At 77.5% G+C, this 13,870-nt stretch carries 9 protein-coding genes; 3 read left to right on the plus strand and 6 right to left on the minus strand.

The annotated features are described in order from the left end of the window. Positions 1-32: 32 nt before the first annotated feature. The 5 genes from topA to pgeF form a co-directional block, all read right to left on the minus strand. On the minus strand, positions 33-2,528 hold the full coding sequence (gene topA, locus ADEH_RS14000; RefSeq protein ID WP_011421751.1) for a type I DNA topoisomerase: 2,496 nt from the start codon (positions 2,526-2,528) through the stop codon (positions 33-35). Positions 2,529-2,531: 3 nt separating this feature from the next. Continuing rightward, on the minus strand, positions 2,532-3,407 hold the full coding sequence (dprA, locus tag ADEH_RS14005; RefSeq protein WP_011421752.1) for a DNA-processing protein DprA: 876 nt from the start codon (positions 3,405-3,407) through the stop codon (positions 2,532-2,534). 171 nt (positions 3,408-3,578) lie between these two features. Continuing rightward, complete coding sequence (locus ADEH_RS14010) at positions 3,579-4,901, minus strand: LysM peptidoglycan-binding domain-containing protein (protein ID WP_011421753.1); 1,323 nt, start codon at positions 4,899-4,901, stop codon at positions 3,579-3,581. After that, positions 4,898-5,767, minus strand: a complete 870-nt coding sequence (locus ADEH_RS14015) for a tetratricopeptide repeat protein (protein WP_232287281.1) — start codon at positions 5,765-5,767, stop codon at positions 4,898-4,900. Before ADEH_RS14015 ends, ADEH_RS14010 begins: the two co-directional genes overlap by 4 nt. 34 nt (positions 5,768-5,801) lie before the next feature. Beyond that, entirely contained in the window at positions 5,802-6,560 is a 759-nt protein-coding gene (gene pgeF / locus ADEH_RS14020) for a peptidoglycan editing factor PgeF (protein WP_011421755.1), read from the minus strand. An 88-nt stretch (positions 6,561-6,648) separates the two neighbouring features. Here pgeF and ADEH_RS14025 point away from each other — a divergent pair, with 88 nt between their 5' ends. Further along, positions 6,649-8,133 (plus strand): diguanylate cyclase, encoded by a 1,485-nt coding sequence (locus ADEH_RS14025; RefSeq protein WP_011421756.1) that lies wholly within the window; start codon positions 6,649-6,651, stop codon positions 8,131-8,133. 27 nt (positions 8,134-8,160) lie between these two features. Here the strand turns inward: ADEH_RS14025 and ADEH_RS14030 are convergent, their stop codons facing one another. Then, the gene (locus ADEH_RS14030; RefSeq protein WP_011421757.1) at positions 8,161-12,252 is read right to left on the minus strand and encodes a response regulator; all 4,092 of its coding nucleotides are present in this window, start codon (positions 12,250-12,252) and stop codon (positions 8,161-8,163) included. A gap of 198 nt (positions 12,253-12,450) precedes the next feature. Here ADEH_RS14030 and ADEH_RS14035 point away from each other — a divergent pair, with 198 nt between their 5' ends. Then, on the plus strand, positions 12,451-13,065 hold the full coding sequence (locus tag ADEH_RS14035) for a hypothetical protein (protein ID WP_232287282.1): 615 nt from the start codon (positions 12,451-12,453) through the stop codon (positions 13,063-13,065). A 46-nt stretch (positions 13,066-13,111) separates the two neighbouring features. Beyond that, positions 13,112-13,840 (plus strand): metallophosphoesterase family protein, encoded by a 729-nt coding sequence (locus ADEH_RS14040; protein ID WP_011421759.1) that lies wholly within the window; start codon positions 13,112-13,114, stop codon positions 13,838-13,840. Positions 13,841-13,870: the final 30 nt, after the last annotated feature.

Consider the following 13,870-nt stretch of genomic DNA (forward strand, 5'->3'; position numbering starts at 1 on the left):
GGCCTTCGCGTGTCCGCGGCGGCCGCGGGGCGCTACGCCTTGGCCGGCTCGACCTGCGCCGCCGCCGCGCCGCCCTCGCGCGGCTCGGCCTCGCGCCGGTAGCCGCACTCCTTGTTCGGGCAGGCGACGAACGGGCCGGTCTTCTTCGAGTACTTGTCCAGCAGGTAGGCGCTGCCGCACTGCGGGCAGGTCTCGTTCCGCGGGCGGTCCCAGGCCACGAAGTCGCACTTCGGGTAGGACGAGCAGCCGTAGAACGTCTTCCCGCGGCGGGAGCGCTTCTCGCTGATGTAGCCGCCGCAGCCCTTCGGGCAGGTCACGCCGATCGAGACGGGCTTGGTGCCCTTGCAGTCCGGGTAGCGCGTGCAGGCGAGGAACCGGCCGAAGCGGCCGCGCTTCATCACCATGTCGGCGCCGCACTCCGGGCACTTGTCCTCGACCGGGACGTCCTCCTCCTTCTCCGGGACGATGTTCCCGTCCTCGCGCCGGAAGTTCATGGTGTTCCGGCACTCCGGGTACCCGGGGCAGGCGAGGAACTCGCCGTTGCGGCCCCACTTGATGACCATCTTGTGCTGGCCGCACTTCTCGCAGGTGATGTCGGTCTCGATGGCCTGCGCCTTCACGTTGCGCATGGCCTCGTCCGCCTTGGCGAGGTCCTCCTTGAAGCTGACGTAGAACTCCTCGAGGACGCGCTGCCAGCCGGCGCTGCCCTCCTCGATCTCGTCGAGCTTCTCCTCCATCGACGCGGTGAACGCGATGTCCATCTCGCGCGGGAACGCCCGCACCAGCTCGTCGGTCACCAGCACGCCGAGGTGGGTCGGCTTGAACTGCTTCTCGAGCTTCTCGACGTAGCCCTTCTCCTGGATCGTGTCGAGGATGGCCGCGTAGGTGGAGGGCCGGCCGATGCCGCGCTCCTCCATCTCCTTCACCAGCGACGACTCGTTGAAGCGCGGCGGCGGCTGGGTGAAGTGCTGCTCGGGCAGCAGCTTCAGCAGCCGCAGCTCCATCCCGGCCTCGAGCGGCGGGAGCTGGCGGTCCTCGGCGCGGGCGGCCGGCTCGGCGGCGTCGCCGTTCGACTTCTCCTCCTCGGCGCCGGCCTCCTCCTCCGGCGGCTTCGCGCCGTAGACGGCGAGGTAGCCGGGGAACTTGAGGATCGACCCGGTGGCCCGGAACACGGCCCGGCCGGCGGCGATGTCCGCCGCGGTCTGGTCGTAGACGGCCGGGACCATCTGGCAGGCGACGAACCGGTTCCAGATGAGCTCGTAGAGCCGGTACATGTCGCGCTCGCCCATCTGGTCGAAGAACGGCGCCACGCGGTCGGGCGTCCACTCCAGCGAGGTGGGGCGCACCGCCTCGTGCGCCTCCTGCGCGGCCTTCGCCTTGGTCTTGTAGACGTTGGCCTGCTCCGGCAGGTGGTCCTTCCCGTACGCCTGCTGGATGTGGGCGCGCACCGCGTCCACGGCCTCGGTGGCGAGCCGCACCGAGTCGGTGCGCATGTACGTGATGAGGCCGATGGCCCCCTCGTCGCCGAGCTCGACGCCCTCGTACAGGCGCTGCGCCAGCGTCATGGTCTTCTTCGGGCTGAAGCCGAGGCGGTTCGCCGCCTCCTGCTGGAGCTTCGCGGTGGTGAAGGGCGGCGGCGGGTTGCGCTTGCGCTCCTTGCGGTCCACCGAGGCGACCACGTACCGGGCGCCCTCCAGCTCCTTCACCAGCGCCAGCGTCTCCTCGCCCTGCTTCAGGTCGGCCTTCTGGCCGTCCACCTTGAAGATCTTGGCGCGGAAGTCGGGCGGGACCTGCGCGGCGAGGTCGGCGTCGAGCGACCAGTACTCCACCGGCACGAACGCCTCGATCTCGCGCTCGCGCTCCACCACCAGGCGCACCGCCACCGACTGCACCCGCCCCGCGGAGAGGCCGCGGCGGACCTTCTTCCAGAGGATGGGGCTGATCTGGTAGCCGACGAGCCGGTCGAGGATCCGGCGGGCCTGCTGCGAGTCGAACTTCTTGCGGTCGAGGTCGAGCGGCTTCTCGATGGCCTTCTGGATGGCGGTCTTGGTGATCTCGTTGAAGAGCACCCGGCGCACCCGCGCGTCGCCGCCCTCCGAGCCGAGCTCCTCCGAGATGTGCCAGGCGATCGCCTCGCCCTCGCGATCGGGGTCGGTCGCGAGGAAGACGTGGTCGGCGGTCCGCGCGGCGCGCTTGATCTCCGAGAGGACCTTCGCCTTCCCCTTGATGACGTCGTACTCGGGGAGGAAGCCCTTCTCGACGTCCACGCCGATCTTGGACTTGGGCAGGTCCTTCACGTGGCCGACCGACGCCTTCACGTCGTACGCCCGCCCCAGGTACTTCTTGATGGTCTTCGCCTTGGCGGGCGACTCCACCACGACCAGGCTGGTCCCGGTGGAGGTCTTCCGCGCTGCGCGGCGGGGGGTCTTCGGGGCTTCCGCCTCGGCGACGGCCGTCGCTTCCTTCGGGGCTGCCGCGGCCTTCTTCTTCTTCACCGCGACCGCGCCCGTCTTCGGCTCTTTCGCCATCCTCTAGATCCCCTCTCGACTGCGGCGCAGAAAGTAATGGCCCGGCCGCTGCTCGCACAGACCTTCCAGCTCGAGCGTCAGGAGCCCCGCCAGCGCGGCTCCCACCGGGATGCCCGCCTCGCGGGCGAGCTCGTCGGCGTGGCGCGGCCGCCGCCCCAGCGCCCGGAGCAGGGCCGAGCCCCGGTCGTCGAGCGCGGGCAGCTCCGCCTGGACCGGGGCGGGCGCCGCGAGGCCCAGCCCCGCGAGCACGTCCGCGGCGCTCGCCGCCACCCCGGCGCCCTCGCGCAGCAGCGCGAGCGGCCCCGCCGACAGCGGGTCGCGCACGTCGCCCGGCACCGCGAACACCTTCACGCCCTGGGCGCGGGCCCACGACGCGGTGATGAGCGAGCCGCTCCCCTGCCGCGCCCGCACCACCACCACCGCGTCCGCCAGGGCCGCGATGATCCGGTTGCGGGCCGGGAAGTGGTGGCGCAGCCCGGGGCTCCCGTCCGGCAGCTCGGACACGAGCGCGCCGCCCGCCCCCAGGATGCGCGCGAACAGCGCGCGGTGCTGGGCCGGGTAGGCGACGTCCACGCCGGTGCCGAGCACCGCGACGGTGTGGCCCCCGGCCTCGAGCGCGCCGCGGTGGGCGGCGCCGTCCACGCCCGCGGCGCCGCCGGAGATCACCGACACCCCGGCCCGCGCCAGCCCGGCCGCCAGGTCGCGCGCCAGCAGCTCGCCGTACTCGTCGGTCGCCCGCGCGCCGACCAGCGCGACGCTGCAGGCCGCCGTCCCCAGCTCGCCGCGCACGCGGAGCTGGCGAGGCGCGTCCGCGAGGCGCGCCAGGCGCTCGGGATAGTGGCCGTCTCCGGGCCGGAGGGTGCGCGCGTCGAGGGGCAAGGTGGTTGCTGCGGTGCGAGCCTGTGAAGGCGGGCCATATACCCGTGGGGTCCCACAGCGTCAAGCGAGGCCGCCGGGACGCATGCATGGGGCGTGCACGAAAAGACCCCAGGAAGACGGGGCAATCCCCCGCCCGCCCGGCCGCCGGACGGCCAGCGTCCGCCCCGCCGCCTACTGGGGGAGCGCGCGCGCGGTCCGCATCTCGAAGCGGTCGCCCACGAGCAGCTCGACGCGGCTGCGCGTCACCAGCGCGGCCGAGGCGTGCTCGCGCGCGTCGATGACCAGCAGGTCGCCCACGTCCTCCTTCGGGAGGGCCGGGTCGTTCGGGACCGCGTTGGGCTCCAGGCCGTAGAGGTCGCCCGAACGGACCACCTTGAGGCTGTTGCCGGTCTGGACGCCGTCGGCGCTGCCGCGGTCCACGAACACCACCTGGTGCTCGGCGAACTGGGTCACGACCGACACCGGCGAGGCGATGATCACGCCGTGCAGGTCGCGCTGGTTCGCGCGCGGGTTCACCGGGCGGAACACCTTGTCGGTCCAGGGCCCGAGCAGCGCGCCGCGCTCGATGACGTCGTTCGCGCTCGCGATCACGAGCGTGGCGGCCTTGTCGTCCACCGCCACCACCTTGGCCGAGCCGAGGATGCGGGTCTGGTAGCCGAACAGCTCCTTCGTGATCGGGTGCCGGATCGGCCGCTCGGTCTTGTAGACCACGTACGTCTCGCCGGGCTTCACGCCGGCCGCGCGCTTGAAGTGCGCGTAGCCGCGGTCGAGCGAGGACAGCATGAGCTTCTCCTCGAACGCGGCCTCGATCGCGCCGGACTCGTCCAGCTCGCCCGGCGTGACGAAGCTCTCGTGGAGCGCATAGCGCTGCTTCGCCGGGACGAAGCCGATCTTGTACGGGCCGGACACCGCCACCACGTCCTGCTCCTCGGCCGAGGCCGGGGCCTTCATGTCGGCGCGGGAGAAGTCCTCCAGCTCGCGCACCGGCGCGGGCTCCTCCTCCACCTCGTCCACGCCGGCGACCGCCTCGACGCGCGCGGGCGCCTCGTCGGCGAACGGGTAGAAGCGGAGCAGGTTGCCCGGGTAGATCCAGTGCGGGTTGGTGATCTCCGGGTTGTAGGACCAGATCTTGGGCCAGTACCAGGGGTTCGAGAGGAAGCGCCCGGAGATGTCCCAGAGCGTGTCGCCCTCGCGGACCGTGTACGTCTCCGGGTTCCCGGCGCCGCCGGCGGCGGGGACGGCCTCGGGCGCGGCGCCGAGCTCGATGGGCGGGGTGCCCTCGGCCTCGGCGGCGAGCGGCACCGCGTCGCCCGCGGGCGGCGCGTCCGCCGGCGCGGCGCTCGCGCCGGTGGCGGCGTCGATGGCCTGCTCCACGCGCGCGTTCCCCTGGTCCGAGGTGGCCTGGACGCCGCGGGCCGCGTCGAGCGCGCCGGCCTGGGCGAGCGCGGCGGCCGGGACGAGGGCCAGCAGGGCGACGACGTGCTTGCGGATCATGGAGCGCTCCTTGTGGCCGCGGCGGCCGGCGACGCATCGCCCGCCCGCGCGGAGAGGTGGCCGAGGCGTCCGCCCGCGCGCTGCGCGGCCGGGGTCCCCGGGTAATCGTCTACGAGCCGCTGGAGGAGGCTGCGCTCCTCGTCGGCGCGGCCGAGCCGGGCGGCGCACGCGGCGAGCCGCTCCAGCGCGGCGCTCATGGCGTCGCCGGCCGGGTACTCGTCCGCGGTCCGGCGCACCAGCGCGCACGCGGCCTCGTTGCGTCCGGCCGCGGCGTACGCCTCCGCCGACTCGAGCAGCGCGTTGTCGGCGGCCGGGTGGCGCGGGTAGCGGGCGGTGAAGTCCTCGAGCGCGTGGGCCCGGTCCAGCCCGCCCTTGCGCCGCGCCGCGCGCAGCTCCCCGTCGGCCTCGGCCGCGATCCCGCGGCCGCCCGGCGAGGCCAGGGCGTCGAGGCGCGCGGGATCCGGCTCGGCGATGCGCACCGCGGTGGGCACCGGCGGCGCCGCGCGCGCCGCGCGCGCCGGGCTCGCGCGCGGGGGCGCGAGCTTCACCACCTGGAGATCCGGCGGCACGACCGGGACCGCGGACACGAAGCCGGAGACCTCCGGCTCGACCGGGCGCGGCTCGGGCGCCGGGCGCGGGGGGACCGGGGCCGAGGCCGGGCGCGCCGGGGCGGCGCGGCCGCGGACGGCGAGCGCGTCCACCTGGCCGGAGAGCGCCTCGACCCGCCGCGACAGCTCCTCGTTCTCGCGCCGGAGCGCGCGCAGCTCGCCGCGGAGGCCGTCCACGTCCTCGCGCGAGACGGCGCCGCCGGCGCAGCCGGCGACGAGGAGCAGGGCCGCCGAGGCCTCTCGCACGAAGGGTCTCAAGATCCGGGAAATTCTAGGTGACCCCGGCTTTCCGTCAAGGAAGGGGGGCCGCCCCCGGCATCGGGCCGGGTGGGGCGATGAAGGCGATCTGCCGACCCGTGCGCCCGGCGTCGCGCCGGTGGGAGAAGAACCGCGCCGGCTCGCAGGCGGTGCAGCGGTCCAGGCGATCGACGTGCTCCGGGCGCACCCCGGCCTCGAGCAGCACGGCCCGGTTCGCCTCCCAGAGGTCGAGGCGCGGGGCCGGCCCGTCGCGGACCACGCCCGGCCCGAGCGCGGCGGCGAAGCGCGCGGCCAGGTCCGGCGAGACCTCGTAGCAGCAGGGGCCGATGGACGGGCCGATGGCGGCGAGCAGCCGCTCCGGGCGCGCCCCGGCCTCGCGGCACAGCGCCCGCACGCCCTCCCCTGCCGCCCTGGCGAGCGTCCCGCGCCAGCCGGCGTGCACGGCCGCCACGGCCCCGCCGTCGGGGTCCGCCAGCAGCACCGGCACGCAGTCGGCCACCGAGACGCAGGCGGCCACGCCGGCGCGGAGCGACACGACGGCGTCGGCCTCCTCCGCCGGCGCGCAGGGCGCGTCGAGCCGCACCGCGCGCGCGCCGTGCACCTGCCGGACCCGGGCGAAGCCCAGCCCGGTGGCCGCCTCCAGCCGCCCCCAGTTCTCGGCCACGCGCGCCGGATCGTCGCCGACCGCGCCGCCCAGGTTCAGCGCGTCCCAGGGCGGGGGCGAGGCGCCGCCGGCGCGCGTGGTGAAGCCGTGCGGCCAGGCCGCCAGGAGCGCCGAGCGCACGAGGTCCATCCCGCTCTCATACCAGAGGGCGCGCGCGGCGGGGCGCGGCGGTCCTTGATCGCCTCCCGCGCGGGCACTACGCTTGCCGGTCCTGCCCATGCTCCGCTCGATCCGACGCTCCCTCGGCCGCAAGCTGCTCGTCGCGGTGGGGCTCCCCTCGCTGGCGTTCACGCTGGCGCTGGTGCTCTGGCTGCGGCACCGGACCCGCTTCGCCGCGCCGGACCTCGAGCCGGTCTACGGCATCGCGGTGCTGGCGGTCCTGCTGTTCGGCGCGCTGATGTGGGTCACGTTCGCGCTCGCCATGCGCTGGGTGATCGAGCAGCCGCTCCAGCGCCTGGCCGCCGGCCTGCGCCACGTGCGCGAGGGCGACTACCTCTACCGGCTGCCGGTGGAGGGCCCGGACGAGCTGGGGATGGTGGCGGAGACGTTCAACACCACCCTGGCCGCGCTCACCGACCTGCACGCCCGCCGCCTCGAGGACGAGCGCGAGCGGGTCCTGACGGCGCAGCTCGAGGCGCGCGTGAAGGAGCTGACGCTCCTGTTCGACCTGGCGCGGCGGCTGGGCGGGACGCTCGAGCTGGACCGGCTCGTCGCGACGCTCACCGAGCTGGTCGGCCGGGGCCTCGGCGACCACGCGTTCGCGCTGCTCCTCGCCGAGGAGGGCACCGGCGACCTGGTGGTGCGGAGCGTGTCCGGGCTGCCGGACTCCGCGACCGGCGTGCGCATCCGGGCGGGCGAGGGCCCGGCCGGCTGGGCGGTGCGCGAGCGCGCGACCGTGCTCGTCAAGGACACCGGCGCCGACCCGCGCCGGCCGGTGCTGGCCTGGCAGGGCGAGGCGCTGGGCTCGATCCTGGCCGTCCCCATGATCCACCGCGAGGACTGCGCCGGCGTGCTGGCGTTCTTCCGGCCCGCCACGGACGCGTTCGCGCCCGACGAGGTCCGGCTGCTCGAGTCGGTCGCCGGCCAGGCCGCGCTCGCCATCGAGAACGCCCGGCTCCACCAGAAGATGGTCCGGCTCTCGCAAAGCGACGCGCTCACCGGCGTGCACAACCGGCGCAGCCTGTTCGCGCGCCTCGACATGGAGCGGGAGCGCTGCGAGCGCTTCGACCACCCCATGGCGCTGGCCCTGGTGGACGTGGACCGCTTCAAGCAGTTCAACGAGGCGTTCGGGCACGCGGCGGGCGACGGCATCCTGCGCCGCGTGGCGGAGCTGCTCGCGGGCGCGGTCCGCAAGGTGGACCTGGTGGCCCGCTACGGCGGCGAGGAGTTCGCGGTGATCTTCCCGCGCGCCGACCGCGAGGCGGCGCTGCTCGCGTCGGAGAAGCTCCGGCAGGCGGTGGAGGCCGCGGCCCTCCCGCACGACGCCTCCGAGCGCGGCCACGTGACCATCTCGGTCGGCGTGGCGGTGTGGCCCGACGACGCCCGGGAGCTGGGCGCGCTCATCGACGCGGCCGACGCCGCGCTCTACGCGGCGAAGCGCGCCGGGCGCGACGCCGTCCGCGCCCACGAGGCCGGGATGCGCGTCCACCCCGGCCGGCGCCGGGACGTGCGCACCACCGCCGACGCCGAGGCGGATGCGTGAGCGCCCGTCCGCGGGGCCGCCCCCGCGCTACTTGACGGGGTCCTTCACCGCGGCGGCCGGCGCGGCCTCGGCCGGCGCCACGCCGGAGGCGGGGGCGGCCACGTTCCGCCCGCCGCGCAGCCGCGCCACCTCGAGCTCCAGGGCCTTCTCCCGCCGCGCCCGCTCCTGCAGCGCCGCCTGGAGGCGGGCCAGCTCCTGGGCCCGGGCCTGGTCGCGCCGCTGCAGCTCCTCGCGGAAGCGCGCCTGCGCCTCCTCCACCGCGCGCGCGGCGCGCCCCTCCGCCTCGCGCCGCTCGGCGCCGAGCTGATCCAGCCGCCGGGCCGCCTCGGCCGCCCGCGCCTCCGCCGCGGCCGCCCGCGCCGCGAGATCCTTCTCGGCCCGCGCCCGGGCCTGGCCGGCGGCGGCCAGCGCCGCCTCCAGCTCCAGGACCCGCGCGCGCCCGGCCTGCGCGCCGGCGGCCTCGCGCGCCGCCTGCTCGGCGCGGACCTTCAGCTCGGCCGCGCGGGCCTCGGCCCGCGTCACGCGGCCGAGCAGCTCGGCCTCGACGCGCTGCCGCTCCCGCAGCGCCGCGGCCAGCGCCTGGTCCACCTCGCCCGCGCGCCGCTCGGCGCGCTCGGCCCGCTCCGCCGCGGCGGCGCGCTCGGCGGCGCCCTCCCCGGCGCGCCGCTCCGCCTCCTCCAGCGCCCGCTCCGCCGCGTCGCGCCCGGCCGCGGCCGAGGTCGCGCGCTCGTCGGCCTCGGCGATGCGCCGCCGGTCCTCCTCGGCGCGCGCCGTCGCCTGCTCGGCCGCGGCGCGCTCGCGCCGCTCGGCCGCGCGGAGCCCCTCGGCCCGCGCGGTCAGCTCCGCCTGGAGGTCCTCCTCGCGGCGGGCGCGCTCGCGCGACAGCTCCTCGAAGCGCGCGTGCAGCGACTCGGCGGCCTCGGTCTTGCGGGCCAGCTCCGAGAGCAGCTCCTCCTCGCGGCGCGCGTGCTCGGCCTCCACCGCCGCCGCCCGGGCCCGGGACCGCTCCTCGGCCTCGGCGCGCTCGGCCGCGGCCCGCGTCAGCTCCGTCTCCAGGCGCGCCCGCTCGGCGTCGGCCACCTGCCGCGCGGCCTCCGCGCGCCGCAACTCCTCGCGCAGGCCGGCGCGCTCGGCGCCGGCGGACTCCAGCTCGGCGGCCAGCGCGTCGCGCTGCGTCCGCGTCTCGTCGCGCTCCCGCGACGCGTCCGCGAGCAGCCCGGCCAGCTCCTCCGCGCGCGCGGCGGAGCGCCCGGCCTCGCCGGCCAGCTCGGCCTCGCGCGCCGCCGCGGCCTGCCGCGCCGCGGAGAGCTCGCCCTGCAGCCGGTCCGCCTCGCGGGACGCGGCGGCGAGCAGGCCCGCCTGCTCCTCCACCCGGGAGCCCAGCTCGCCGACCTTCCGCTCCATCTCGCGCGAGAGCGCCTCGCGCACCTCGCGGGCCTCGGCCAGCTCGCGCTGCAGCGCGGCCACGCGCTCCGCGCGCGCCTCCGCCTCGGCCTCGGCGGCCTCCGCGCGCGCCTCCGCCTTCCGGCTCGCCTCCGCGCGCGCCGCCAGCTCCTTGCCCAGCTCTCCCTCGCGCCGCTGCGCCTGCCGGCGCGCCTCGTCGCGCGCGGCCTCCGCCTGCGCCGCGGCCGCGCGGAGCGCCTCGGCCTCGCGGCCCGCCTCGGCCCGCGCCGCCTCGAGCGCCGCCCGCGCCTCGGCCAGCTCGGCCTCCAGCGCCTCGCCGCGGGCCCGCGCCTCCGCCTCGCGGGCGGCGAGCGCCGCCTCGCGGGCCGCGGCGGCGGACGCGTCCTCGGCCGCGCGCGCGGTCGCGCGGGCGATCTCCTCCCGCGCCGCCACCACCGTGTCCTCGGCGCTGCGCGCGCGGGCCTGGGTCTCCGCGAGCGCCGCCTCCAGCTCCGCGCGGCGCTCGTCCAGCGCGCGCGCCTCGGCGCGCGCCGCGTCGCGCGCGGCCGCCGCCTCGCGCGCCCGCCCGGCCTCCGCCGCGAGCGCCTCCTCCCGCGCCGCGAGCGCCGCCCGGAGCGCGTCGCGCTCCCGGCCCGCCCCGTCGGCCAGCCCGCGCAGCCGCTCCGCCTCGGCCCGCAGCGCGTCGCGCTCCTCGGAGAGCGCCGCCTCCCGCGCGGCCGCCTCCTCGCGCGTCGCCGCCAGCGCGCGGCCGACCGCCGCCGCCTCCTCCTTCGTCCGATCGCGCTCGCGCGCCGCGGCGGCGCCGGCCGCCTCGGCCGCCTCCAGCCGCTCCGCCGCCTCGCGGGCCGCCTCGGCCGCGGCGGCCCGGGCCCCGTCGCGCTCCGCCTCGAGCTCGGCCCGCAGCGCCTCGACCTCGGCGCGCGCCTCCTCCTCGCGCTCCGCGAGCTCGCGCGCCAGCCCCTCGATCTCGCCCTCCAGCGACCCGATCTGCTGCAGGTGGTCCTGGATCTCGCGGCCGAGGTCGTCCTCGCGCCCGCGCGCGGTGTCGCGGAAGCGCTTGTACTCCTCGTCGAGCAGGCGCAGCCGCTGCTCGCGCTCGCGGATCGCGTCCTCGCGCTCGTCGATGCGCGCCTGCAGCGCCGCCTCGTTCTCGCGCGCGGCCTGCTGGGCGCGGTCGCGCTCGGCCTCCACCTCGGCGGTGGCGGCCTCCGCCGCGTTCAGCCGCTGCTCGAGCGCCGCCCGGTCCCGCTCCGACTCGGTGCGGAGCCGGTCGCGCTCGGCCGTGAGCGCCGCCTCCCGCGCCGCCGCCTCGGCGTGGCGGCGCTCGTGGTCGCCCTCGCTCGCGGCGGCCTCGCCCTGCGCCCGCGCCAGCTCCTCCTCGAGCGCCCGGCGCGCCGCGGCCTGCTCCTCCAGCCGCGCCGCGGCCTCGCGCGCGGCGTCCTCGGCCGCGCGCCGCGCCTGCGCGAGCGCCTCGTCGGCGGCCGCGACCTCCTCGGTGCGGCGGGAGATCTCGTCCTGCAGCTCGCGCTCGCGCGCCTCGGCCCGCGCCGCCTCCGCGCGCGCCGCCCGGTCCATCCGGACGATCTCCTCCTGCGCGCGGTCCAGCGCGACCTTGCGGTGCGCCAGGTCGTCGTCGCGGCGGCGCACCTCGCGCTCCAGCTCGTGGATGCGCCGCTCGGCGCCGGCGACCACCTCGATGAGCTCCTTCTCCTGCCCGAACTTCTCCAGCAGGAGGCCGTCGATCGAGGCGCCGAACTCGCGCTCCTTCTCCACGAACAGGTCGCGCGCCCCGGCGAGCCGCCGCAGCAGGTCGTCCACCTGCAGCTTCGCCGCCTGCAGCTCCACCTCGCGCTCGTGCATGCGGGCGTCGAACGAGGCCAGCTCGCGCTCGCGCACCGCCCAGATCTCGCCCAGCCGGGCCAGCTGCGCCTCGCGCCAGCGCAGGTCCTCGCGCAGCAGCTCGGCCCGGCCCTCCGGCGTCTGCAGCAGCTCGCGCCGCGGCGGCGGCCGCCGGCGGTGCGCGTCGGCGAGCAGATCCTCCCGGCGCTCGGAGATCGACTGGAACACGCGGTCCACGAAGAGGCGGTCCTCGTCGGTCACCGTGGACCGCAGCGGCTTCTTCGGCACCGGCGGCGGCGCGGCGCCGGCCTCGTGGGCCGGTGGCGGCGCGGCGGCGGCCTCGGCGGCCGCCTCGGCCGCGACCTCGGCCCCGCCCTCGGGCGCGGCGCGGGCGGCGCGCGCCTCCGGGTCCAGCGCCGCGTCCAGCTCGGCGTCGAGCGCCTGGACCTCGTCGTCGGGCAGCACCGCGTCGTCGGCGCTCTCCGGCTCGGGCTCGGCGGCGGCCAGGATCCCGCCGGCGAGCTTGCGGAGCGCCTCGGTGTCGAGCGGCATGGCCAGGTAGCCGTTCGCGGCCCATGGCGTGCGCGCGTGCTCGGCGAGGGCCTCGGGCGCCGTCTCCGACGCGTACAGGATCACCGGCAGGCGCGCGGTGGCGCGGTCGTGGCGGAGCTGCGCGCACAGCGAGAAGCCCGACAGGTCGGGGAGCTCCGCGCGCACCACGCACAGGTCGGGCCGGTGCGACGCGACCTCCAGCTCCGCCTCGGCGGCGCTGGCGGCGAGGCGGGTGACGCACCCGTCCTCGTGGAAGAGCGACGCCAGGGACAGCGCGAATGCGTGGTCGGGCTCGACGATGAGGACGCGCTTCGTGGGTTCCATGGTGGACCGCGGGAGGGCTCCCGCTCGGGCGGCCGAGTGTAACCTGCCCCCGCGTCAATCTAGGCATCGGTCTTCCCGCGGAATCCGCGCACATCGGAGCCACGCCGTGCGGGTCGGCCGCGGCGGGGAGCGGGATTGCCGCCGCCGCGGGGTGGACCGAACGTGTCGGCGCCGGCGCTCCTGCGCCCGCTCCCGCCGATGCCCTTCCTCCCGCTGCTCCTCGCCGCCGCCGCCGCCGCGGGCCCCGCCGCGCCCGCCGCCGGCGCGCCCCCGGAGAACCTCCTCCGCGGACCGGCCCGGTGCGTGCTCCGATATCTCGACGCGGTGCGCCTCGCGGGGCCGCGCGCCCCCGCCGTCCGGGGACGCGCCGGCGCGCCGGCGCCGGGCACCTACGCCCGCGCGCGCGCGCTCACCGCGCCCCGCGCCCTCGACGACGCCGACCGCGCCGCGGCGGCCGGAGGGTCGCACCCGCTCGCACCGTGGGCCGAGGCGGCGCGCGGCACCGTGCTCGAGTCCTTCCAGCTCCTCGCGGTGCGCCGGGCCCCGCGCGGCACGGCGGTGGTGACGGTCCGGGAGCGCTGGTGGCGCGCGTCAGGCGCTCCCTCGCTCGCGAGCTCGGTGAGCGAGTACCTGGTCGCCCGGGTGGCGGGGGAGTGGCGGATCGCCGCCCGGAGCGCGGGCGGCACCCTCGACGACGAGGTGATCGACGCCGGGTACGGCGGCTGGTTCGATCCGCCGCCGTCCCCGGGGAGCCTCTCTCCCCGCCCCGCGCGCGCCACCTCGGTCCAGGGCCGTGCCGGGCCGCAGCGGTGACGTCCGTTCCCGGCCTCGCCCGGCCGCAGGGTACACTGCGCCCGCCATGGCCCCCTCGCGCACCCTCGTCGTCGGCGACGTGCACGGCTGCCTGGCGGAGCTCGAGGACCTGCTCGTCGCCGCGCGGTACGAGCCCGCGCGGGACCGGCTGGTGTTCCTCGGCGACCTGATGGACCGCGGCCCCGATCCGGTGGGCGTGGTCCGGCGCGTCCGCGCGCTCGGGGCCGACTGCCTGCTCGGGAACCACGAGGAGAAGCACCTGCGCTACGCGGCGCACGAGGCGCGGCGGCGCGAGGACCCGCACCACCGGAACCCGGTCCGGCTCGACCCGAGGCGCACCGAGGAGCACCTGCGGCTCTCGCCCGACGACCTCGCCTGGATGGCCGCGCTGCCGCGCGCGCTCCGGCTCGACGGCCGGTGGCTCGCCGTGCACGGGGGGCTGCTGCCGGGCCGCCCGCTCTCGCGCCAGCCGCCGGACTGGCTCATCCGGCTGCGCTTCCTCGACGCCACCGGCCGGCCGGTCTCGCGCGAGCACGGCGGCGAGGCGGGCGTGGTGCGCTGGGCACAGCGGTGGACCGGGCCGAGCTCGGTGGTCTACGGCCACCACGCGCGCGAGGAGGTGGTGGTGGACGAGCCGGCCCCGGGCGTCCGGTGCGTCGGCATCGACACCGGGTGCGTCTACGGCGGGAAGCTCACCGCGCTCGCGCTGCCGGGCGGCGAGCGCGTCCAGGTCCCCTCCCGCCAGCGGAAGGCGACGCCCGAGCAGGATGATTGAGGCGGGGGGCGATCCGACGGGGCGTGCCGC

The sequence above is a fragment of the Anaeromyxobacter dehalogenans 2CP-C genome (assembly GCF_000013385.1).
GTDB lineage: Bacteria > Myxococcota > Myxococcia > Myxococcales > Anaeromyxobacteraceae > Anaeromyxobacter > Anaeromyxobacter dehalogenans_B.